The sequence below is a fragment of the Streptococcus sp. HMSC062B01 genome (genome assembly GCF_001811085.1).
In the GTDB taxonomy this organism is placed as follows: domain Bacteria; phylum Bacillota; class Bacilli; order Lactobacillales; family Streptococcaceae; genus Streptococcus; species Streptococcus gordonii.
This window is the reverse complement of sequence record NZ_KZ672807.1, coordinates 78,450-102,060: the sequence shown is the minus strand read 5'-3', so window position 1 is coordinate 102,060 and position 23,611 is coordinate 78,450. Positions and strand designations below refer to the sequence as shown.

Annotated in this window: 16 protein-coding genes; 4 read left to right on the top strand and 12 right to left on the bottom strand. The window is 42.9% G+C overall.

All coding sequences use genetic code 11. The features are described 5' to 3' along the window. Nucleotide 1: 1 nt before the first annotated feature. The 4 genes from HMPREF2780_RS10840 to HMPREF2780_RS10830 form a co-directional block, all read right to left on the bottom strand. Nucleotides 2-1,243, bottom strand: coding sequence for an aminopeptidase (locus tag HMPREF2780_RS10840; protein WP_105026618.1), 1,242 nt, complete (start codon nt 1,241-1,243; stop codon nt 2-4). 226 nt (nt 1,244-1,469) lie between these two features. Then, on the bottom strand, nt 1,470-4,319 hold the full coding sequence (locus tag HMPREF2780_RS10835; protein ID WP_105026617.1) for an AAA family ATPase: 2,850 nt from the start codon (nt 4,317-4,319) through the stop codon (nt 1,470-1,472). A 173-nt stretch (nt 4,320-4,492) separates the two neighbouring features. Then, a complete protein-coding gene (locus HMPREF2780_RS11665; protein ID WP_008809826.1) occupies nt 4,493-4,642 on the bottom strand; it encodes a hypothetical protein in 150 nt (49 codons plus the stop codon). Nucleotides 4,643-4,795: 153 nt separating this feature from the next. Further along, a complete protein-coding gene (locus HMPREF2780_RS10830; protein WP_105026616.1) occupies nt 4,796-9,184 on the bottom strand; it encodes a PolC-type DNA polymerase III in 4,389 nt (1,462 codons plus the stop codon). Between the two features lie 166 nt (nt 9,185-9,350). On the opposite strand from HMPREF2780_RS10830, the gene HMPREF2780_RS10825 reads away from it, so the two are divergent. Both HMPREF2780_RS10825 and HMPREF2780_RS10820 read left to right on the top strand, forming a co-directional pair. Then, nucleotides 9,351-9,893, top strand: coding sequence for a hypothetical protein (locus HMPREF2780_RS10825; protein ID WP_012130875.1), 543 nt, complete (start codon nt 9,351-9,353; stop codon nt 9,891-9,893). A gap of 112 nt (nt 9,894-10,005) precedes the next feature. Next, nucleotides 10,006-10,473: a hypothetical protein gene (locus HMPREF2780_RS10820; RefSeq protein ID WP_061596488.1), complete on the top strand. Its 468-nt coding sequence runs from the start codon at nt 10,006-10,008 to the stop codon at nt 10,471-10,473. Between the two features lie 103 nt (nt 10,474-10,576). Here HMPREF2780_RS10820 and HMPREF2780_RS10815 read toward each other — a convergent pair whose 3' ends face one another. From HMPREF2780_RS10815 to HMPREF2780_RS10780, 8 genes are all read right to left on the bottom strand, one after another. Beyond that, on the bottom strand, nt 10,577-10,957 hold the full coding sequence (locus HMPREF2780_RS10815; protein WP_045773451.1) for a PH domain-containing protein: 381 nt from the start codon (nt 10,955-10,957) through the stop codon (nt 10,577-10,579). A 90-nt stretch (nt 10,958-11,047) separates the two neighbouring features. Then, nucleotides 11,048-12,898 (bottom strand): proline--tRNA ligase, encoded by a 1,851-nt coding sequence (locus tag HMPREF2780_RS10810; protein ID WP_061596486.1) that lies wholly within the window; start codon nt 12,896-12,898, stop codon nt 11,048-11,050. Between the two features lie 75 nt (nt 12,899-12,973). Further along, nucleotides 12,974-14,230, bottom strand: coding sequence for an RIP metalloprotease RseP (gene rseP, locus HMPREF2780_RS10805; RefSeq protein ID WP_176744514.1), 1,257 nt, complete (start codon nt 14,228-14,230; stop codon nt 12,974-12,976). 157 nt (nt 14,231-14,387) lie between these two features. Next, on the bottom strand, nt 14,388-15,191 hold the full coding sequence (locus HMPREF2780_RS10800; RefSeq protein ID WP_048777225.1) for a phosphatidate cytidylyltransferase: 804 nt from the start codon (nt 15,189-15,191) through the stop codon (nt 14,388-14,390). A gap of 8 nt (nt 15,192-15,199) precedes the next feature. After that, the gene (locus HMPREF2780_RS10795; RefSeq protein ID WP_105026615.1) at nt 15,200-15,949 is read right to left on the bottom strand and encodes an isoprenyl transferase; all 750 of its coding nucleotides are present in this window, start codon (nt 15,947-15,949) and stop codon (nt 15,200-15,202) included. Between the two features lie 260 nt (nt 15,950-16,209). Next, nucleotides 16,210-16,542: a preprotein translocase subunit YajC gene (gene yajC, locus HMPREF2780_RS10790; RefSeq protein WP_048775889.1), complete on the bottom strand. Its 333-nt coding sequence runs from the start codon at nt 16,540-16,542 to the stop codon at nt 16,210-16,212. Nucleotides 16,543-16,715: 173 nt separating this feature from the next. Beyond that, on the bottom strand, nt 16,716-18,839 hold the full coding sequence (locus HMPREF2780_RS10785; protein ID WP_105026614.1) for an ATP-dependent Clp protease ATP-binding subunit: 2,124 nt from the start codon (nt 18,837-18,839) through the stop codon (nt 16,716-16,718). A 252-nt stretch (nt 18,840-19,091) separates the two neighbouring features. Further along, complete coding sequence (locus HMPREF2780_RS10780) at nt 19,092-21,002, bottom strand: sucrose-specific PTS transporter subunit IIBC (protein ID WP_105026613.1); 1,911 nt, start codon at nt 21,000-21,002, stop codon at nt 19,092-19,094. A gap of 199 nt (nt 21,003-21,201) precedes the next feature. Between HMPREF2780_RS10780 and HMPREF2780_RS10770 the strand changes: the two genes are divergently transcribed. Further along, nucleotides 21,202-22,656, top strand: coding sequence for a sucrose-6-phosphate hydrolase (locus tag HMPREF2780_RS10770; protein WP_105026612.1), 1,455 nt, complete (start codon nt 21,202-21,204; stop codon nt 22,654-22,656). Then, a complete protein-coding gene (locus HMPREF2780_RS10765; RefSeq protein ID WP_105026611.1) occupies nt 22,637-23,602 on the top strand; it encodes a LacI family DNA-binding transcriptional regulator in 966 nt (321 codons plus the stop codon). The genes HMPREF2780_RS10770 and HMPREF2780_RS10765 overlap by 20 nt, the downstream gene beginning before the upstream one ends. The last annotated feature ends 9 nt before the right edge of the window (nt 23,603-23,611 follow it).

The following is a 23,611-nucleotide window of genomic DNA, read 5'->3' as shown; positions in this document are numbered from 1 at the left end:
CTTAAATTGCCCAGTCTCCATTTCTAAAGATTGCTACGCGGCTACCGTCTTCTCGGAAACCATCAATATCCATCTGGTTAGAGCCAATCATAAAGTCCACATGGACATCCGAGCGGTTGAGACCCGCTGCTTCAAGCTCTTCCTCAGAGAAATTCTCTCCACCGACCACACTAGTCGCATAGGCTGCACCGATAGCCAAGTGGTTAGAAGCATTTTCATCAAAGAGAGTATTAAAGAAAGTAATGCCTGACTGAGAAATCGGACTTGGATCTGGAACCAAGGCACACTCACCTAAAGCACGCGCACCCGCATTTTCAAAGACAAGATCCTTCATAACCTGGTCGCCCTTTTCAGCAGTAATATCCACAATCTGTCCATCCTTAAAGGTTACCTTGATGCCCTCGATGATATTGCCATTATAGCTGAGAGGTTTGGTACTGGTCACATAACCTTCAGCTCGGCGGAAGTCCGGTGCTGTAAAGACCTCTTCTGTCGGCATATTGGCAATGAAATACTCGCCCTGAGCGTTGAGACTGCCAGCTGACTCCCAGTGATGGTTCTTGGGCAAGCCCAATGTCAAGTCTGTTCCAGGAGCTGTGTAGTGCAGAGCAGTGAATTGCTCTTCATTTAAAATCTTCGCTTTTGAGCTGAGTTTTTCTTCATGAGCTTTCCAAGCTGCAACTGGATCATCCTCATAGACACGGCAGGTTTTGAAAATCTGATCCCAGAGAAGATCTACTGCTTCCTCATCGCTAGCTGCATTTGGAAAGACCTTCTTAGCCCACTCAGTACCAGCTGCTGCTGCAACTGTCCAGCTGACTTTATTAGATTGGGTTGCGATTCGCATCGGCTTCATAGCTAATCCCAAAGCCTTAGCAGAAGCTGATAATTTCTCAGCATCCACACCATTCAAAGCACCTGGGTCAGATGAACGAACACCCAAACGACTGGCCTTCTTTTCTAGAAGATAGTTCATCTCAGCCACCTTATAGTCAGGGATATTATCCAAGCGGTCCATCGGCGCATGGAGAAATTTCTCCCGATTAGTGAAATCATCCGCCCATTGGATGATAACCTCATGAGCTCCCAGAGCATAGGCTTCCTTGACAATCAAGTGAGCCAACTCACGTTGCTCCACATCGATATTGAGCGCTACCGTGTGCCCCGGCTGCACATTGATACCATTAGCCACCAATAATTTAGCGTATTTTTCTAAGTTTTCTTTAAAATTTGGTAAAACCATTTTTTCTCCTTAATAAGCAATATTCTCTTCCTAGTATACCATAAGTACACGCCTCCTGCAGAATCCTTACAACAGAAAGTGCCTTTCCTTCCGTCTGGAATACTTTTTTCTCTACTAGAATATTAAAAACAAGTCCATTATTTAAACATAAACCAAGACTTTCTACCGTGAGAAAAACGCCTGAAACAAGAATGTTTCAGACGCTTGGAATTTTGAAAGCTGAGAATTAGGGAATGACATAGCCTTGGTCATCTACCATATGAGGATGTTCTGAATTTCCATTCTCCCTCAAGGCTTCCAAATCTTGATCCAAAATGGAATTGTAGTCTGTACTTCCTTCACGTGTTACACGAGTCGATACTTGTCGTAAAAGTTTTTCGTTGAGATTTCGAACCCAGCGACCGTTACTGTGGTCATTGGCACGCAAATAATTTCCTTTCACAATTTCCCCATAGAGAGCTTCGTTGACTTGGTAGCCTTGCTTGCGTAATCCCATGAGACCGATCTCTACAATCTCATCTGGATTATAGTCCTCAAAGTCAAAGACATTTGGAATCCGACTTTGCAATCCTGAATTGACTTGCAAGAAGTCATGCATCTCCCTAGTATAACCAGCGAAGATAATGACGATATCTCGACGGTGGTCTTCCATAAATTTGAGGACTTCATCCAAGGCTTCCTTCCCGAAATCATCATTTTGACCAGTGTAGAGCGTATAGGCCTCATCAATAAAGAGGACCCCACCTAGCGCACTTTCTAAGACTTCACGCGTCTTCAAAGCTGTTTGACCTTGGTAGCCACCAACCAGATTGCTTCTAGATACTTCAATGAATTTCTTCTGCTTGATGACTCCTTTTTGAAAGAGAATATTCCCCAAAATGCGAGCAACGGTCGTCTTCCCTGTACCAGGGTTGCCAAGAAAGAGCGAGTGCAGCGTTGTATCTTCCACAAGACCACCTTGCTCTGCTCGTTTTTGGTTGAACTCAGCCATGGCTACAAACTGTTCGACTTGCTCTTTCACTTTTGCAATTCCAACCAAGCGGTTGAGAGCTACCATACCATCTTCTTCTTTGTCCGCCCCCGCCTGGTACTTGCCTTGATTGAGAACAGCATCAATGTCAATATTAAGGATGGTCTCGATATCATCTGAACCTTGAGCCACCACTCGGTCTGCCATAGTCTTGGTCAATTGCTCATCTAGATTACGAATCCAGCGACCATTGCTCTTATCCAATGATCCATCGTAGGCCCGCTTGACATGACGAGCATAGTAATCGCGGTCTTCGAGCTTATAGTCTCCCTTGTTCAAGATCATTTCACCCAGTTGGACAATTTCATCTCCTGTGAAATCCTCAAAGATGAAGTTATTAGGGACACGCGAACGGAGTCCTGGATTAGTCTTTAAGAACTCCTCCATTTCTTTGGTATAGCCGGCAAAAATAATCATGATCTCATCACGATTGTCCTCCATAAATTTGAGGATGGTATTGATGGCCTCGATCCCAAAGTCGACATCGCTGTCTTTTTTATCCAAGCTATAGGCTTCATCAATAAAGAGAATCCCACCACGAGCTTTTTCAAGAAGAGCCTGGGTCTGCTCAGCTGTCCCTCCAACATTAGAAGAGATTAAGTCTGACTCAGTCGCTTCGACAAAACGAAATTCCTTACCGGAAAGGACACCTGCCTCAAAGAGAACTTCTCCCAAGAGACGGGCAACGGTCGTCTTCCCTGTACCAGGATTTCCCATAAAGGCCGCATGTAGCGTTTGCTTTTCAGGAGCCTTGCCATTTGCGATCCGCTTTTTGTTAAATTCTACCATGTTGATCATTTTTTTGATCTCATGTTTGACCTTCTCAAGACCAATCAGGCTATTGAGTTCTTCCAGTGCATCACGTTTCGTTTCCTGTTCAGAAGCAGTTGCTGTAGTAGTTGGAACAGTTGCATCAGATGCAGTGCTTGAAGATACTTGCGGATTAGTTTTAGCCACTTCTCTGCCTACAAGATAATCACAGCCATCCTCAATCTCGGTTATCAGAGCACGCGCATCTCCCTGTGTATAAGTAACGGCATCCGCCTTTACATAGGCAGAACTTTGAAGTCGAATATTTGGATCAGCAATTTTATGGAAAACCATCTGGTCCGCCATCACTACACTATCCGAAAAAGCCCCGAATGAAATTCTTTGAGCATTTTCCGCAAGGAAAGTAGTCTCTCCTGTCAAAGCAGCGAACGATTGGTCATAGATGCATAAAAATTCTGTGAAAGTGGCTTGATGAGCTCGAAGCATACTTCCGTACGAATTTAAGGACGTAATGCAGTCCGAATCAGAGTTGAATTGGACATTATTATTGAGGCAAACCGCAGTCCCACCAGGCAATTCGATTTTGCAGTTCTCAGATTTCCAGACTACATTATCTAACCAAACTGGTGGATAGTCCATTTCGAGATTCCCACCTTTAACAGTAGAGTTCTTGAGAGTCACTTCTGAGTTAGTCGCACTGATCGTATTAATGTCATATTTTTCAAGGTCGACGGTTTCTAAGGTCAACCTAGCTCCATCTGATAGATCGATTCTAGACAAAACCCTTGAATGACTGATTGATAATTCAGAAGCCACGATACCGATTGAAGCATCGTGTTTTTCGGGAACTTTCATTTCTATATCAGTTAAAATTAGTTTAGAATGCGTGTCTGCGTATAGAAAAAAGTTCTGATTGTTTTGAGTGCTAATTTCAAAACAAACCTGCTTGCAAGTGACTTCAGATCCACTCCATAAAAGAAGGGTAGAATAATTCCCCGTGATTTTAAAACACAAATTTTCAAAGGTGACCTTTGCTCCTGCTACAAATCTGAAAGCTGCCTCAATGGTATTCTTAAAAATTTGGCCATTGCCATTTGGATTAGAAACCACTTGCCCTACAAAATGTAGCTCCTTATCAATGACAATTTCCTGATTGGTCGGCCATTGAAAAGCGTATCCATCTTCAAACTCGATGATGTCCCCATTCTGAGCTTTGTTATAAGCGTCCATAAAATTCCAACTATTGTTGTAAGGACCTACTAAATATTTCGCCACACTCTTCTCCTCTTTTCTTCTGATTACCAATAAAAACTCACTGATTTATCAGCTCATTTACTATACTCTATACACTAAAAATTGTAACACAATCCAGGTTCAATGAAAACATTTAGAAGCGGTTATAAAACTTAAAAACCTCTATTTCCTTTTTTTGAAATAGAGGTTTTGATCTAATCTTTAAAGAGAGACAAGAGAGTTACCATAACTACAGTGGAGCAAACCAATCCGGTCACCTTTATAATCGTATCCGTGTCTAGCTCTAATTGATAACTAAACGATTTTTGAGCTGGTTTATCTTCTGCTACAATACTAAACCTCATTTTTTCCCCTTTCTTACTCCTGATCCAGATACAATCTTTGCGCTTCTGGTCTATTAGATTAGAAGAGCCACAATCAGAAAACTCAAAACTTCTTCTAACAAGTTTGCCTTAAGTCCACGTTTCATAGACAACTTAAAATCATTTTGAATTATTTTAGAAAAATTCATCAAACAGACTCAACTGGTTATCCTCTGGCATATTGCCCAGGATTCCCATATCGTCCATTTTTTCGACTAGGGTGCTAGAGAGGCCACCGCGTTTGCGGAGCTCTGTCTTAGAGAGGAATTCGCCTTCTTCCCGTGCTCTGACCACTTGGCGGGCAACGTTGTCACCCAGACCGTCCATAGCAGAGAATGGCGGGATAAGGGTGTCCCCTTCGATGAGAAACTCGGTCGCATGGCTCTTGTAAAGATCTAGCTTTCCGAATTTGAAGCCTCGCTCCAGCATTTCATTGACGATTTCCAAAGTCGTATAAAGGTCAATTTCTACATTGGAAGCTTCGTTGTTCTTGCGCTTTTCAGCGATTTCGCTCATCCGGCGCTTGACGGTATCAAGTCCGCCACTCATGGTCTTAATATCAAAGGCCTTAGCCCGGATGGAGAAATAAGCACAGTAGTAATAAATCGGATGATGCACCTTGAAGTAGGCCACCCGCAGGGCCATCATAACATAGGCTGCCGCATGGGCCTTGGGGAACATGTACTTGATCTTTCCACAGGACTCGATGTACCATTCTGGCACATTGTTTTCCTTCATAGCTGCGATGTAGCCATTGCGCTCTTCTTCAGAAATCTTCAGCCAGAGGCCCTTCCGCACGCGCTCCATGATCGTAAAGGCCATCTTAGGATCCAAGCCCTTGTGCATGAGGTAAACCATGATGTCGTCCCGACAGCCGATAACAGTGGACAGGTCAGCAATTCCTTGCTTGATCAAGTCTTGAGCATTCCCCAACCAAACGTCCGTCCCATGAGAGAGACCAGATAGCTGTAAGAGCTCGGCAAAGGTCGTCGGATGGGTCTCATCAACCATTCCCCGTACAAAATTGGTCCCAAACTCCGGAATTCCCAGCATACCAGTCGGCGTGCCGATCTGCTCCTGAGTCACTCCCAGAATGTCTGTCCCAGAAAAGAGGGCCATGACACCAGGATCATCCATAGGAATATCAGTAGGATCAATGCCAGATAAGTCTTGAAGCTTCCGAATCATGGTCGGATCATCGTGCCCCAGAACGTCTAGCTTGAGGACATTTTCATCGATATCATGGAAGTTAAAGTGGGTAGTCTGCCACTCGGCCGTCACATCGTCGGCTGGATATTGGACCGGTGTAAAGTCATAAACATCCATGTAGTTAGGGATAACAACGATTCCGCCCGGGTGTTGTCCAGTTGTCCGCTTAACTCCAGCCGCTCCCTGCGCCAGACGATCAACTTCGGCGTCTCGGTAGAACTTCCCGTAGTCGCGCTCGTAGCCCTTTACAAATCCATAAGCTGTCTTAGCTGCAACGGTACCAACGGTACCAGCCCGAAAGGCATACTCCTCACCAAAGATATCCCGCACATCCAAGTGAGCGCTCGGCTGATCTTCTCCCGAGAAGTTCAAATCAATATCGGGTACCTTATCCCCGTCAAATCCAAGGAAGGTCTCAAACGGAATATCTTGCCCATTTTTGCTGAGTTTGTGGCCACACTCTGGACAGTCCTTATCCGGCATATCAAAGCCAGAACCATAGGAGCCGTCCGTGATGAACTCGCTGTATTGGCATTTGCCACAGACATAGTGGGGTGATAGAGGATTAACCTCGGTAATCCCGATCATGGTCGCGACAAAGCTGGATCCAACAGACCCCCGTGAACCTACTAGATAGCCCCGCTCGTTGGAGCGTTGCACCAGCATCTGCGAAGCTAGGTAAATCACGGCAAAGCCATTCCCCAAGATAGAGGTCAACTCTTTTTCAATCCGCAAGTCTACGATATCCGGCAGCGGATTGCCATAAATCTCAAAGGCTTTTTGATAGGTCAGCTCGGCAACCGTCTCCTCGGCCTTATCAATGAAAGGTGTATAGAGGTCGCCCTTGACCACTTCTACTGGCTCAAAGGTTTCCGCCAGCTGATTTGGATTGGTGATGACCAGCTTCTTAGCCAAATCCTCGCCCAGGAAGGCAAATTCGTCCAGCATCTCATTGGTGGTCCGGAAGTGAGCCTTAGGAAGCGGAGCCGGCTGGGCATTTTCACCGTGACCAATGGTTCGGTTAATCATGGCTCCCTGACCCAGACTCCGTACGATAATCTCACGGTAGATCTCTTCTTCCGGCTCGATATAGTGGACGTTCCCCGTTGCAAGGACAGGCTTGCCCAAGCGATCTCCGACCTCAATCAGATTGCGAATTATGGTCTGCAGTTCTTCCTGGTCCTTGATCTGCTCCTTGGCAATCAGTGGCTCATAGATGGCTGGTGGCATGACCTCGATAAAGTCATAATACTTGGCCACTTCGACAGCTGCATCCACTCCCTGAGAGACAACGGCATCATAGACTTCACCTTCTGAACAGGCTGAGCCCAGAATCAGGCCTTCACGATGGGCATCCAGCACAGTCCGTGGAATCCGAGGGACACCTTCAAAATACTTGGTATTGGACAGACTGACTAACTTGAAAATGTTCTTGAGCCCCGTCTGATTTTTTACATAAATGGTCGCATGCTTGACCCGAGCCTTCTTGTAAGAATTCTCATCGACAAGATCCGTATTCAGATCCTTGAGATTGGTCACACCATGCTTTTCAGCCACATCCTTGATAAAGATAAAAAGGAGACGGCCCGTCGCTTCCGCGTCATAGTTGGCCATGTGGTGGTGCTCCAGAGCAATCTGGAAACGCTTGGTCAAAGGCCCCAGACCATGACGCTTGTACTCTGGATAAAGATTGCGGGCAAATTCCAGCGTGTCAATGACTGGCTGGGTAATTTTCGGCAGGCAATGACGCTCATAATTGACATTCATAAAGCCCACGTCAAAGGTGGCATTATGGGCAACGAGGATGCTGTCCTTGCAAAATTCTTGAAATTCTTTGAGCACCTGCTCCAGTGGTTTGGCATTGCGGACATGCTCATCTGTAATCCCAGTCAAGTCCGTAGTAAAGGCCGACAGGGGATGCCCAGGATTGATAAACTCATCAAACTCAGCGATGATATTGCCCTTGTGCATCTTGCTGGCAGCGACCTGAATCAAGTCATTGTAGACGGCTGAAAGACCCGTTGTTTCCACGTCAAAGACTACATAGGTCGCATCGCTCAGCTCCATATCCACTTCATTGTAGACGATGGGTACCCGGTCTTCTACAATATTGGCTTCCATACCGTAAATCAGCTGGATACCAGCCTTCTTGGCAGCCTTGTAGCCATGGGGAAAGCTCTGCACATTGCCATGGTCGGTAATGGCGACAGCCTTGTGGCCCCACTTGGCAGCCGTTGCAACGATTTCCTCGACCTCAGGCAGAGCGTCCATAGTAGACATATTGGTATGGGCGTGAAACTCAACCCGTTTCTGCCCTTCAGGCATCAAGTCCTTGCGCTCATAGTGGGTAACTTCCTGCACATCCTGTACATTCATGGTCAGGTCACGGGTAAAGTTGTTCATCTCCACATTTCCACGTACGCGGAGCCAAGCACCCTTCTTAATCATGTCAAACTTCTTGGCTTCTTCTTCGTTTTTCATCCATTTCTGCAAGGAGAAGCTGGAAGTATAGTCTGTCATCTTGAAGTTAAGCAAGACCCGGCCGGTCCGAGTAACCTTCTGCTCCAGATCAAAGACCATTCCCTCAAAGACCAGACGATTTTCCTCAGTCTGAACTTCAATCATAGGGGTAATCTCTGCCTTGTCCAGCTTTGGTTTAGCCGCAGCCTTGCGAGCTTGGAAATCATAGGCTGGTTTTTCCTCTGGCGGTGGCGCCATTTGCTGTAGAGATTCCATGGCTTTGAGAGCTTCTTCATTAGCTTCTTGAACAATCTTGTCATTTTCTGCCTGGAAATTCTCTGCCTGTTGCTGGGTTAACTCATCGCTGTGCTGAACCTGACAGGCCAGCTGAGGAAAACCATACTTGACTAGCTGGCGACTGAGATTTGGTAGGTGATTCTTGCGAAAATGCTCAGTATCAATGGTTGATGGTCCTTCAATTAGCAACTTGTCCCCATCCAAATGAACCTGCAAATCCTGATAAAGGCTCTTAAATCCATGGCTGGCACATGGACCTTCCTCAAAGGCCAGCTGGTAATAAGCCTGCAAGAGCTCATCCGATATCTGAGGCGCCTGACAATGAATTTCAAAAATAGCTTGGTTGCCTGTCTTCGAAAACTCTTGATCTAAGCGCTTCTGCAATTCCCTAAAAATCTCAATGGGTAGAATATCCGCAAAAGAAAAATGAAATTCCCAGACCCGACTGACCTTGTGGAGCAAAACCTTCTCGATTTCTGCATTCAAAAAGGCCTCTGAATTTCTCATTTCCAGTGGCATATCTAGCTGATTCATTAAAATTTCAAACTTGTTTGACATGACATTTCCTCGTACAGTAGTGACCTTATTTTACCATAAATCAGCACTTTTTTCGACAGAAAAAGGACAGAGCAATGCTCAGCTCCCCATATAATTATCAAGACTTTTTTCTTGATCCTAAGTTATGATATAATAGAAAAAACATTTACCTAAAGGAGTCTTAACTGTGAAGAAAATCTTACTAGCTAGCATCTGTCTACTGACCCTAACTGCTTGTAGCACGACCAGTCAGAATAAGCAAGAAAATACACCCAAGCAAAGTCAGAGTCAAAGTAAAACCAAAGAAGAAAAGACACAGACGAAAACTTTTTCTAAAAAAATCGATGAGCATTATACTAATTCAGTCAAACTTTTCTATACTAAAGACAAGATCCTATCTTTCCAACTCATTTCCAGCCAGGCTATCCCTGAAGAAAGTCAAAAAATGAGTGTTGAAGAATTAAAGAAATCTTATAGTGAAGATCTTAAGAAAAGTTCCATGATTGAAAATCAAGAAAAGCTAAAAGGACTTAAAATTCATCTTAAAATTTCTGAAGACAAGAAAAACGCTATAGCCATTTTTGACTTTGATCTCAGCAAAATAGATCAAGAACAGTTGATTCAATCAGCAAGTGACTCTGAAAGTAGTCAAACTTTCTTCAGGAAACTTCAAGATAAACCAGAAGTTGTCTTTGATTATTTGAAGGGGCAAGGACTCGAAGAAGAATAAAAAAGCTTTCTGATTAATTTTTAAACTTATACCTGTTCATAAATTTTAGTATATTTTCTAATACCAGTTATTAACTTTTGTTCTATTTTACTATAAATTTCAAGGAGTCTTTATGCACTTAACTAAAAAAACTGTTCTTATTGGTGTCGCTTCTCTTCTTATTTTAGGCTTAGCTGCATGGGGAGTAAATTTATTTCTCGTTAAGCACAACGCTCAGCAAAGTTTTGATAAAAATTTTATTCACTATCAAGCAAAAAGTGACGATCACGAAACTTTTATTACTCAAGGCATCGGAAAAAAAGAAGTCTATAATTTATCCTACTCTCCTTCTAAGAAGACCATTGAAATAACCAAATCAACTAAAAATGGAGATAGCTATTCTGCCGATTCCATTTACGGAGCAGTAAAACTCTATGATATAAAACAAAACGGTAATAGCTACGTCTTCATAACAGCTGCAAAACCAATAATCGTTGACTTCGGAATGACTTCAGTAAGGGTAACTTATGATGGAGGTAATTTTGAGACCCCATACTCTGAACTGCATTTTGGTGAATCTTTCCCTAGTGAAGACAACTAGATTGCTACTTCTCTAGACTAACAGTCTTTAACGATCAACTAACCAAGCTATTCAGCTGTGGTTAGTTTTTGTTTACAAAAAAAGCGGTTGAAACCGCCTTTATTTATCTTAATACTGCTTCTGCCAAAGCCTTCTGAATAGCAATAACACTCTTATCGCTTCGGAAAGTTAAGGTTTCGGCTGGTTCTTCAGCACTGGATACCCAGATTTTCAACTCAGCGTCAAGGTCAAAGTGGCCAGCCGTTTCCACTGAAAATCGACTGATAGAGCGATAAGGATAAGACTTATAAGCCGTTTTCTTGCCCGTCATCCCTTGCTTATCAACCAAAATCAAGCGCCCATCTGTAAACACAATCAAATCTCGAATAAGACTGAAGGCCAGTTCCACATTTTCCGTTGGCGTTAAAATATTTTCTAGTTCTCTTTCAACTTTATCAATATCTTTTTGAGAAGCATTGCCCAGCAAACCACTAAATAATCCCATGATTTCGTCCTCCGATTCATTTTTTCTTACTATAGCATTTTCAAGTCCAATAAGCAAAAGAAAACTGCCAGGCAAAACTGGCAGTTTATCTTATTTCGTTAAAATAGACAAGGTTTCGATCAAGTTATCTGCATGGACCTCAATGGTATCGCCACTTGCTTTAATTTTGACTTCTACAATACCTTCAGCAGCTTTCTTACCAACGGTTACTCGGATTGGCAGACCAATCAAGTCGCTATCGCTAAACTTAACACCGACCCGCTCATTGCGGTCATCGACTAAGACTTCATAGCCAGCTCCAACTAAACTTTCTTCAATCTTGTCGGTCAAAGCCAAGCTTTCTTCATCTTTGACATTGACTGGGATCAAATGAACGTCAAATGGCGCCAATTCTTTAGGGAAGTTAATTCCCCAAGCATAACGATACTCACCTTTAGGAGTTTTATTAACAAAGAGGCGGGCATGCTGTTCCATGACAGCTGAGAGCAGACGACTAACACCGATACCATAGCAACCCATCACAAGGGGAACTGCTCGGCCATTTTCATCTAGAACTGTCGCATTCATACTGTCAGAGTAACGAGTCCCTAGTTTAAAGATGTGCCCAATCTCAATCCCACGTGCAAACTTCAGAACACCATTACCATCTGGAGAAATTTCTCCTTCGCGAACTTCACGGATATCGACATATTCAGCAGTAAAGTCACGACCAGGATTTACCCCTGTCAAGTGGTAGCCATCTTCATTGGCTCCAGCAACAGCGTTGGACAAGTCTTGAACCTTACGGTCAGCGATGATGGTCACTTCTTCTGGCAGATTAACTGGACCAAGAGAGCCAAAGTTTGCTCCGAACAATTCTTGGACTTCTGCTTCTGTTGCCGCTTCAAAGAAGTCAGCCCCTAAGTGGTTTTTCAATTTGACTTCATTGAGCTGGTCGTTTCCTACAAGCAAAGCCACTACCGGATTTTCATCTGCAATGTAGACCAAGGTCTTGATGGTTTGCTCCTCAGAAACTTGTAGGAAGGCTGCAACTTCATCAATAGTCTTACAGTTTGGTGTTTCCACACGAACCAGTTCAGTTTCAGCTACTACACGATTGCTCGGCTTGTATTCATTCGTTGCCATCTCAAGGTTGGCTGCATAGCTTGACTCACTAGAGTAAGCGATAGTGTCCTCACCAGAAACCATCCAGTTGCTTAGCTCAGCCTTAATGGCTTCCAAAACATCTGCAGGGATTTCGTCCAAGCTTGCAACGGATTTATCCAATACCAACCAACGATCCAAGTCTGTCCGATCAGGAGTAATCGCCATAAATTCTTGGCTATCCTTTCCTCCCATAGCACCACCATCTCCAATGATGGCTTTAAAATCAATCTCGCTACGAGTGAAGATCTTTTCATAGGCAGACTTGTATTCATCATACGTCACATCCAAACTATCATAGTTCGCATGGAAGCTATAAGCATCTTTCATGATGAACTCTCGCGTCCGCAAAAGACCGTTACGAGGACGTTTTTCATCACGGTATTTTGGCTGGATTTGATACAGATTCAACGGTAATTGTTTATAAGATTTCACTGAATCACGCACTAGGGCAGTAAAGGTTTCTTCATGGGTTGGTCCCAAAATAAAGTCTGATCCCTCACGGTTCTTTAACTTGAAGAGGTCATCACCATAGGTCTCGTAACGCCCTGATTCACGCCAAAGATCTGCACTTAGCAAAGCTGGCGCCAACATTTCTACTGCACCAATTTTTTCAAATTCTTGGCGCATGATATTTTTAGCTTTTTCAATAACTCTATTGGCCAATGGCAGATAAGAATAAACTCCCGCTGACACTTGGCGAACATAGCCCGCCCGCAAAAGCAAGGCATGACTGATAACCTGCGCATCACTTGGCATTTCACGCAAGGTTGGAATTAGCATTTTACTTTGTTTCATAAAAACTCCTTTAATTACATTTGAAGGCAGTGAAGGCCCTTTAGCAATCTATGTTTTATCTTCACTTGCCCTTACTTAAAAGAATGTACGCATAATATCATTCCAGGTCACAGCAATCATCAGCACAACCATAATCGCTACACCTGCTAAAGTTACATAAGTCTCTGTTTCGCGCTTGAGCGGTTTTCTGCGAATTGCTTCAATTATGTTGAGAACAATCTTTCCACCGTCAAGAGCTGGAATCGGAATCAAATTGAAAATACCAATATTGATTGATAGCAGAGCCAATAGACTAATCACCTGATCCAGACCAGCTTGTGCCGCTTGGCTGCTGACACGGAAAATAGCTACTGGTCCTCCCAGTTGATTAAGACTAGGATGGAAAATCAAGTTTTTCAAAGCATTTAAAATACGGAAGGCCGCATCCCAAGCCATGGTCAGACCACCTACCATCATGGACATCAGATCCGACTTCATACCTGGCGTGACACCTAATAAGTAACGGTCCCCTTCTTTTTTAGGACTGACTGTTACTTCTTTGGTCTCGTTTCCGCTTTTAACCGTCAGGTTAAGTTTGGGATTCTTTTGACCTTTCGTTTCCTTTTCAACTGCCTGAGTCAAATCATCCCAGTTTGAAATTTCTGTCTGACCAACCTTTAGAATCTGGTCGTTATTTTTTACACCAGCTTGAGCTAAGGCACCGTTCGGAGCAACCTGTACGTGGTTTGTGTCCAGATTTTGAACACCACCTTGTAGAGCAATTAGAATCCAAAAAGCCACGATACCCAAAATAAAGTTATTCATAGGGCCAGCAAAGTTTGTGATTAAACGGCCCCAGATTGTTGCATTTTGGTACTGAACATCTAAAGGCGCAATCCGAACTTCTGTCCCATCTGCTTCAACGATAGTTGCATCGTGATCAACTGAGTAGGTTCTACTTTCTTCAAGAACCAAACCAGTGATTTCTAATTTATCTTCAAAATCAAAACTTGTCACATTCATCGGCAGGGCTGTCTGGTCAATCTTCTTGCCAGATAGATTTACTCGAATAACCTTGCCTTCTTCATTTAAAGTCAGACTGACAGGTGTTCCTGTTTTGATTTCAGTTGTATCGTCACTCCAGCCAGCCATGCGCACATAACCACCTAGAGGCAGAATCCGAATGGTATAGGCTGTTCCATCTTTTCCAATATGAGAAAAGATTTTCGGTCCCATTCCAATGGCAAACTCTCGAACGAGAATGCCTGACTTTTTGGCAAAGTAGAAATGTCCATACTCATGAACCACTACAATAATACCAAAAACAATGATGAAGGTGAGGAGTCCCATAATTCCCATACTTTCCTTACCACACATTCCTTTCTTAAATCTTGACTTCTGGAGTCTAAATCAAAGAGGCTGGGAGTGTCTCCCAGTACTCTGTTTTTCATTAAATTTTGTTCGAAGCAGAAGAAGCCGCTTATCTCCAACTCTGCACATCTTAAACAAATTAGAATAAACCTAAAATCCGCATCAGAGGGAAGACAAAGAGCAAACTGTCAAAGCGATCCAAAACACCACCATGGCCAGGTATAAACTTACCAGAATCTTTGACACCATAATGACGTTTAATGGCGCTTTCCACCAAGTCTCCAAACTGTCCAGCTATACTAAAGAAAATAGCATATAAAACCAAAAGCCAGCGATTATGCGGAGCAGCCACACTTCCATCAATCAAAACAAAAATGAAAGTGACTACCATCGCAGACGCGATACCACCGAGGGCACCTGCAACAGTTTTATTGGGTGAAATTGTTGGAGCTAGCTTTTTCATCCCAAAACGGCGACCAAAGAGATAAGCACCACTATCTGTTGCCCAAACAATTAGAAGAGCCAAAAGCACCTTGTTTAGGCCTGCAACTCGAGCATCTAAAAGGGCATTAAAACCTGATCCCACATAGAAACTAACTGCAATCGGATAGACCACATCATCAAAAGTATAATTGCTACCAACGACTATAGATCCCAATAAGCAAAAGACGACTAGAGTATAAGCAATCACATTGCCATCAATTGGCAAAAAGGTAAAATAATACTCAATCGGAACTGCTAAGACAAAGGCCGCCAGCATGGCCAACATACCTTCAAGAGTTGTCGTCGCTAGGCCCTTCATTCGGAGCAATTCATGTACTGCCAACATGGCTAAAACACCTACAACAATCTGAAAAGCGACCCCTCCTAATACGACCAAAGGAAGGAAAATTGCAAGAGCCACTCCCGCAAAAATCAATCTCGTCTGTAAATCCTTATCCATATATTCTCCTAAACACCACCAAAGCGTCTCTGACGCTTACTATATTCTTCGATAGCTTCTTTTAAAGATTTTTCATTAAAATCCGGCCACAAGGTCTTTGTAAAGTACAATTCGCTATAGGCACTTTGCCATGGAAGGAAATTACTGAGACGTAATTCCCCGCTAGTCCTGATGATCAAATCAGGGTCCCGTAAAATACGAGGTAGGTTACTAGTCTGTAAATAATCCCCAATCATTTCCTCGCTGATATCACCGGGATTAAACTTGGCATCCAAAACTTCTTGAGCAATATTGCGAATGGTTTGAGTTAATTCTGCCCGTCCACCATAGTTCAAGGCAAAGTTCAAAATCAAGCCAGTATTGAGCTTTGTCAGCTCTTCTGCTTTAACCAAGGCATCATATGTAGCTTTAGGTAATCTGGCCACATCGCCAATCATTTGAATTTTCACATTGTTTTTGTGCAATTCAGGCACATAACGCTCATAAAATTCAACAGGCAGGTTCATGATAAATTTGACTTCTTTTTCTGGTCGAGACCAGTTTTCTGTTGAAAAAGCATAGACCGTCAAAACCTGGACGCCCATCTCTTTGGCTGCGATGGTGACATTCTGCAAAGCCTCCATACCCGCCTTATGTCCAAACACACGAGGTTGCAGTCTCTTCTTGGCCCAACGGCCATTTCCATCCATAATAATCCCAATATGCTTTGGCACCTGTAGGGGGATGGTTACTTTTTCTTTCTTTTTTAAGTGAAACATAGCTTTATCCTAAATTTTAATCATTTTATTATATCATAAATCTAACAAAAGTGTTGTTTTAGCAAGTTTTTTGACAGTGAGCACCCAAAACTAGGCTAAGAAGCTTCGTAAAACCACTCATTCACAGCCTCTTGTTCTTTTGAAAGGCCTTACCTGCTTATATTATAGGCTTTCCTCTTTTATTTTTCAAGAAATGCCCCAAAACTACAGACTCTGATAAAAAGGTAAAAAAAGAATCCGAGATCCTCAGATTCTTTTTCTTATTCTTCGATAGCAGATTCTTCCACACCATCAGCCTCAATCGCTACTTTTGCTTCAGGATCAACTTCTGCTTCAGCTTGTGGTAAGACTGTCTTGATCGCTGTTAATTCAAAAGTCAAATAAACGCCATCAACATCCAAAACAACGGTCCGTTTTTCAGTATCCACTTCATCAACAGTTCCATACAAACCGCCAATTGTGATGACCTCATAACCCTTTTGGAGCTTATTCAAGCTTTCCATGCGTTTTTCCGCTTGTTTTTTCTGTGTGCGGTTCATGTAGAAAATCAATCCAGCTATGACCACAAACATGATAATCATTTGGTATCCCATAGTCGTCTCCTTTCGTTTTTCATGTCTTCATTACTATAACAAATTTCTCTTTTTTTTACAAGAGAGGACTGTTCTTTCGACCTGACTACAAAAGGCTTTAAAGACGATTTTAAAAGACTTTTTTAACATCACTAATAGCTGGTCTATCTTTTAAAAGTTCAAGAGAAAGGGACTTACTCAGCCCCCTCCTTTTCCTTAATAACCAAGACACCATCTTCCAAATCAGCTGTCAAATGCTTAGCATCTAGATTATCCAAGTGGAAGTCAGTCACCTTGTCACGGATTTGTTGCTCGATAACTCTACGGAGTGGACGAACACCCATGACTTGGTCATAACCAGCGTCACGTAGGAATTCCTTAGCTGCATCAGATACTGCAAGATCAATTTCTTTTTTGCTCAAGGTTTGATTTACTTCAATCAGCATGAGATTCACAATCTCCATCAGATCCTCTTTCTTGAGATGAGAGAACTCAATAACCGCATTGAAACGATTGAGGAATTCTGGACGGAAGTAAGCTTTGAGTCGGTCCATCAGATCAGGTTTTTCTGCATCTTCTTCTAAGCCAGCTTCGTAGCCAAATCCAGCATTGGAAGTCGCAATGATGACTGTGTTCTTGAAGTTAACTGTATTCCCTTGACCATCTGTCAAACGGCCGTCATCCAGAACTTGCAGGAGAAGGGTAATCACTTGTGGATCAGCCTTTTCAATCTCATCCAAGAGAATGATAGAGTATGGATTGCGACGTACCCGCTCTGTCAGAGTATTGTTATTGTCATCATAACCAACATATCCTGCAGTCGTACCAATCAGCTTAGACACAGCAGTCCGATCAGAGTATTCAGACATATCCAGACGAATGATGGCCTCTTTAGTACCGAACATATCCAAAGCTAGTTGCTTAGCAAGCTCCGTCTTACCAACACCTGTCGGACCAACAAAGAGGAAGCTACCAATTGGGCGATTCCCTTCATCAAAGCCTGCACGGTTACGTCGGATAGCTCTAGCCACAGCTTCTACAGCCTTGTCTTGGCCGATTACTTTAGCTTTGAGACGGTCATTCATGCCCTTGAGGCGCTCAATGTCGCTAGCACCCATTTGAGATACTGGTACGCCCGTCATACGTTCAACAGATTCTGCCACGTCGTTGACTGTAGCTGTCACCTTCATATCCTCAGTGTGGTTTTGAATTTTCTTTTCAAGCTCTTCAATGCGAGTCTTAGCATTGAGGGCTGCTTCGAAATCTTCTTTTTCAACAGCGGCTTCCTGCTTGTCTTTTTGCTCAGCGATTTCATGCTCGACCGCATGGACATCAGTCACTGGATGTTGAGCCGCCAAGTGGGCTGCCGTTACATCAACCAGGTCAATCGCCTTATCTGGCAAGCTCCTTTGTGGAATATACTGAACAGAGTAGTCCACAGCAGCCTTCAGCACTTCATCTGGCAGGATGACATTGTGGTGTTTTTCGTACAAGTCACGAATACCTTGGAGAATCTTATAGGTATCTTCTGCAGATGGTGCATTGACTTTAACCTCATTGAAACGACGAGCTAGAGCCGCATTTTTGAGAATAGTGTTACGGTACTCATCCTGAGTAGTAGCCCCGATAACTGTCAACTCACCACGAGAAAGCGCTGGTTTGAGAATATCCGCTAGTCCCTTAGAGCCACTATCTCCACCGGTAGATCCTGCTCCTAGAATTTGATGAATTTCGTCAAAGAATAGGATGATGTTGCCAGCTTCCTTGACTTCATTGACTAAGTTTTGGATATTTTCTTCAAAGCTACCACGATACTGGGTACCAGCTTCCAGACCAGAAATATCAACAGAAATAATTTCCTTGTTCTTGATAGCCGCTGGTACATCACCATTGACGATAGCCTGAGCCAAACCTTCCACTACAGCGGTCTTTCCGACACCTGCATCTCCGACCAGAACTGGATTGTTCTTAGTCCGACGAGAAAGGATTTCAGCTGTTTCTTGGATTTCCTTATTACGCCCAATGACTGGATCTAATTTACCATCACGAGCTTCTTGAGTCAGATTGCGACCCAGCTTAGCCAGGATGCCATCTTGCTTAGGTCCATGACCAGCAGTTTGTAAATCCTGTTCACCCGTTCCTTGACCAGGTAGTTTACCAGTAGCACGATATTGTGCAAATTCCTCTGGCGTCACTTCACGGCCGTTAATTAGGTAACGACGGTTTTCACTATTGTAACCACGCATTCCAGCCATTAATTGATTAAATAAGTCATCCATATTATTAAAATTGTTGTAATTGTTGTAATTGTTATTCATATTTATACCTCTTCATTTTCAAGAATTGCAAACGATATTTTGTTTCGTATTTTCGTTTACATTTGTAATTGTATCATGGTACAAAAGGATTGTCAACAAATTATGCTCAATTTTTAAAAAAAATTTACAAGTGTAATCACTTGAGTTTCTATCCTTATTTTTTTCTACAAGGTTGTATTTTTGAAAGAAAAATACAAAAAAAAACAGACATCCAAATTTGAATATCTGTTTTTCTATATTGTACTTAAATTTTTATGCTTTTACTTCAATAACAGCATCACCTTTGCTTACTGTCCCTTGACCTACTGGAGTTACAGAAGCATAGTCCGCAGTATTCGTCACGATAACCATAGTTGTATCTTCGAGACCAGCTGCAGCAATCTTAGCTGAATCAAATGTTCCTAGAACATCACCTGCTTTGACTTTATCACCTTGTGCTACAGTGTGATTGAAACCTTCACCATTCATTGATACCGTATCAATACCAACGTGAATCAAGATTTCTGCACCATTAGAAGTTTTAAGACCATATGCATGTCCAGTCGCAAAAGCAATCGTAACCTCTGCATCAGCCGGAGCATAGACAACTCCCTCGCTTGGCTTGATTGCCAAACCTTGCCCCATAGCTCCGCTTGAAAATACTGGATCATTAACATCTGCAAGAGGAACAACTTCCCCAGCAACTGGAGCAAGAATTGTTTCGTTTTGGAGGGACACAGGAATGTTACCTGTTGTTTCTTCTTCAACCAAACGTTCTGTCTCTACTTCAGTAGCTACTTCTTCTTCGTCTTTATAACCAAAAGCATAAGTCAATCCAAAACCAAGACCAGTCGTTACTAATACCATAAAAATGTACTGAAGAATTTGACCATTTAGGTAAAGAAGGGTACCAGGAACAATTGTGATACCAAAGCTAGTTCCTGCCAACCCTAAAGTGTTTGCGAACCAACCACCTGCAGCACCAGCAATCAGACCCATGATAAATGGTTTTCCGTAACGAAGGTTAACCCCAAAAATAGCAGGTTCAGTGATACCAAGGCCTGCAGAAAGAGCAGCTGGGAAAGCAAGAGCTTTGAGCTTTGGATTCTTCGTTTTAACACCAACCGCAAGTGTTGCTCCAAGTTGAGCAGTCATAGCAGCTGTGATAATAGCATTCAGTGGATCTGCTCCTGTTGAAGTTACCAAGTTAGACTCAAGTAGATTGAAAATATGATGGACACCTGTCACAACAATAACTTGGTGAACTCCACCAAGAACTAAACCACCCAAACCAAGTGGTAAGCTAAGTAACCAAGTTGTAGCGACTTTAACATATGATTCAACCTCGTGAAAAACAGGTCCAATGACAAACAAAGCTAAAATAGACATTACTAAGAAGGTCAAAAATGGTACAACTAGTAAATCTAATACATCAGGAATTCGCTTATGGAGCCACTTTTCAAGTTTTGCACCAATCAAACCAACAAAAAATGCTGGTAAAACTGAGTTTTGATAACCGACAACTTTAATAAATCCGAAGAACAAAATTGGCTTAGCATCTCCAGAAGCAACAGCCCACGCATTTGGTAAAGCTGAGTTAACCATCATCAATCCTAGAACCAAACCAATCAATGGATTACCACCGAAAACACGGAAGGCAGACCAACAAATTAAGGCTGGAAAGAATGCAAAAGCGGTATCTGTTAGAACAACTGTATAGGTATAGAAGTTGGTTGCTTTAAAAGCTTCTGCAGTTGTACCAAACAAAGATAATATTTGGTCTTGCGCAATCGCACCACGGATACCCATAAATAACCCTGTTGCAACAATAGCTGGTAAAAGTGGAACGAAGACGTCACCGAAAGTACGAATAGCGCGTTGGAACCAGTTTCCCTGTTTGCCAGCTTCTTCTTTCATATCTTCTTTCGATGATGTTGGCAAACCAAGTGCAACAACTTCATCGTACATTTTATTGACTGTACCAGTACCAAAGATAATCTGGTATTGGCCTGAGTTAAAGAAAGCTCCTTGAACCTTATCCAAGTTCTCAATCACTTCTTTATTAATTTTTCCTTCATCTTTGACCATGACGCGTAGACGAGTCGCACAGTGAGCTACACTGTTGACATTTTCACGTCCACCCAAGGCTTCGACGACCTTTTTTGCAATATCCTGATTGTCCATTTGCAAAAATCTCCTTATTAAATTTATTAAACTTTTTTGAAAGCGATTTTATCACCTTTACGAATATTATTTTACCATGATCCAAAAATATGTCAAGCGTTTTGCAGAAATTTTATTTTTTTATATGTTTAAAGTTGATTTTTAGGCAGAAAACGTTTACTATAGTAGTAAGAAAAAATATATGACGGAGGAATAAAGTTTGGCTTGGACGACTGAAAAACGCTACAGACGCTACGAAGACTGGACTCAGGATGAAGTACAGCAGATTAAAGAAAATATTGCAAAATCCCCTTGGAGGGCCAGCTACCATGTGGAACCTCAGACTGGACTACTCAATGATCCCAACGGTTTTTCCTATTTTGATGGCAAGTGGATCGTTTTCTACCAAAACTTTCCTTTCGGAGCAGCTCACGGTCTCAAGTGCTGGGTTCAGCTGGAGAGCGATGACCTAGTTCACTTTACTGAAACTGGGCTCCGTGTACTGCCAGACACCGCACTAGACAGCCACGGTGCCTACTCTGGCTCTGCCATGCAGTTTGACGACAAGCTCTTTCTCTTCTACACCGGCAATGTTCGTGATGAGAATTGGGTACGTCATCCCTATCAGATTGGCGCCTTGTTAGACAAATCAGGCAAGCTGGAAAAAATTAATAAGGTCTTGATTGAGCAACCTGCTGAAGCCACTGACCACTTCCGCGATCCACAGATTTTTAACTACAAAGGGCAGTTCTATGCCATTGTCGGAGGACAAAATCTAGACAAGCAAGGCTATGTCAAGCTTTACAAGGCTGTTGATAACGACTATACCAACTGGGAAGTCGTCGGCGATTTAGACTTCGCCAATGACAAAACGGCCTATATGATGGAGTGTCCAAACCTTGTCTTCATCAATGACCAGCCAGTACTACTCTATTGCCCTCAAGGCTTGTCTAAAGACGTACTGGACTATGGCAACATTTATCCAAACATGTATAAAATAGGTCAATCGTTTGACATAAATAACGCTGCTTTGATTAATCCTAGCCCTATTCAAAATCTGGACTTTGGTTTCGACTGCTATGCCACCCAAGCCTTCAATGCACCTGACGGTCGTGCACTCGCTGTCAGCTGGCTGGGCTTGCCTGATGTGGAGTACCCTTCTGACCGATTCGACCATCAAGGTGTTTTCTCTCTCGTCAAGGAATTAACTCTGAAAGACGGCAAGCTCTACCAATACCCAGTGCCTGCTATCAAGGATTTACAAGCAGCATCTCAGCCTTTCACTTCTCTGTCAGAAAGCAAGAACAGCTACGAACTAGAACTGAATCTCGCTGCGGATACCGAACACGAAATCGTTCTCTTTGCAGACAAGGATGGAAAGGGGTTACGCATCAATTTTGACCTCAAAGCAGGTCTAGTAACGGTTGATCGTAGTCAGGCGGGTAAGTCATTTGCTCTAGACTTTGGAACCAGCCGAAGCTGTAATATTGACAAAGAAGCAACAAATGCTAGTATATTTATAGATAAATCGATTTTTGAAATTTTCATCAATGAAGGAGAGAAAGTATTTTCCGGCCGTGTCTTCCCGAAAGAAGACCAGACAGGCATTGCTATTACCAAGGGCAATCCAACCGGTACTTACTATGAATTAGATTATGGTCGCAAAGCTAACTGATGTAGCAAAACTTGCAGGAGTCAGCCCCACAACTGTTTCTCGCGTCATCAACAGAAAAGGCTATTTATCCGACAAAACGATTTCTAAGGTTGAGGCAGCCATGCGAGAGTTGGCCTACAAGCCTAACAATCTAGCGCGTAGCCTCCAAGGAAAATCAGCTAAGCTAATCGGGCTTATTTTCCCTAATATCAGCAATGTTTTTTATGCAGAATTGATTGACAAGCTAGAGCACGAGCTCTTTAAACAGGGCTATAAAACCATCATCTGCAATAGTGAGCATGACTCAGACAAGGAGCGTGAATACCTTGAGATGTTAGAAGCCAACCAGGTGGATGGTATCATCTCTGGTAGCCACAATTTGGGCATCGAGGACTACAATCGCGTGACTGCGCCAATTATTGCCTTCGACCGTAATCTTTCGCCGGATATTCCTGTCGTCTCTTCAGACAACTACGGAGGCGGAGTGCTGGCGGCTCAGACCTTGGTCAAGGCTGGTGCTCAAAATATCATCATGATTACTGGCAATGACAATTCCAACTCACCAACAGGCCTGCGCCATGCTGGCTTTGCTTCCGTCCTACCTGATGCACCTATTATCAATGTTTCCAGTGATTTTTCTCCCGTCCGAAAGGAAATGGAAATCAAGCACATTTTGACCCATGAGAAGCCAGATGCTATCTTTGCTTCAGATGATTTGACAGCCATTTTAATTATGAAGGTCGCTCAAGAGCTGGACATCAAGGTTCCCGAAGATTTAAAAATCATTGGCTACGATGGCACCTACTTTGTGGAGAACTACTATCCACAGTTGGCCACTATCAAGCAACCACTGAAAGATATTGCTCATCTATCTGTAGACCTACTCCTCAAAAGGATTGCTGGCCACGAAGTTCAAACGACTGGTTATTTCCTACCAGTTAGTCTATTACCTGGCAAAAGTATTTGATTTTTATCC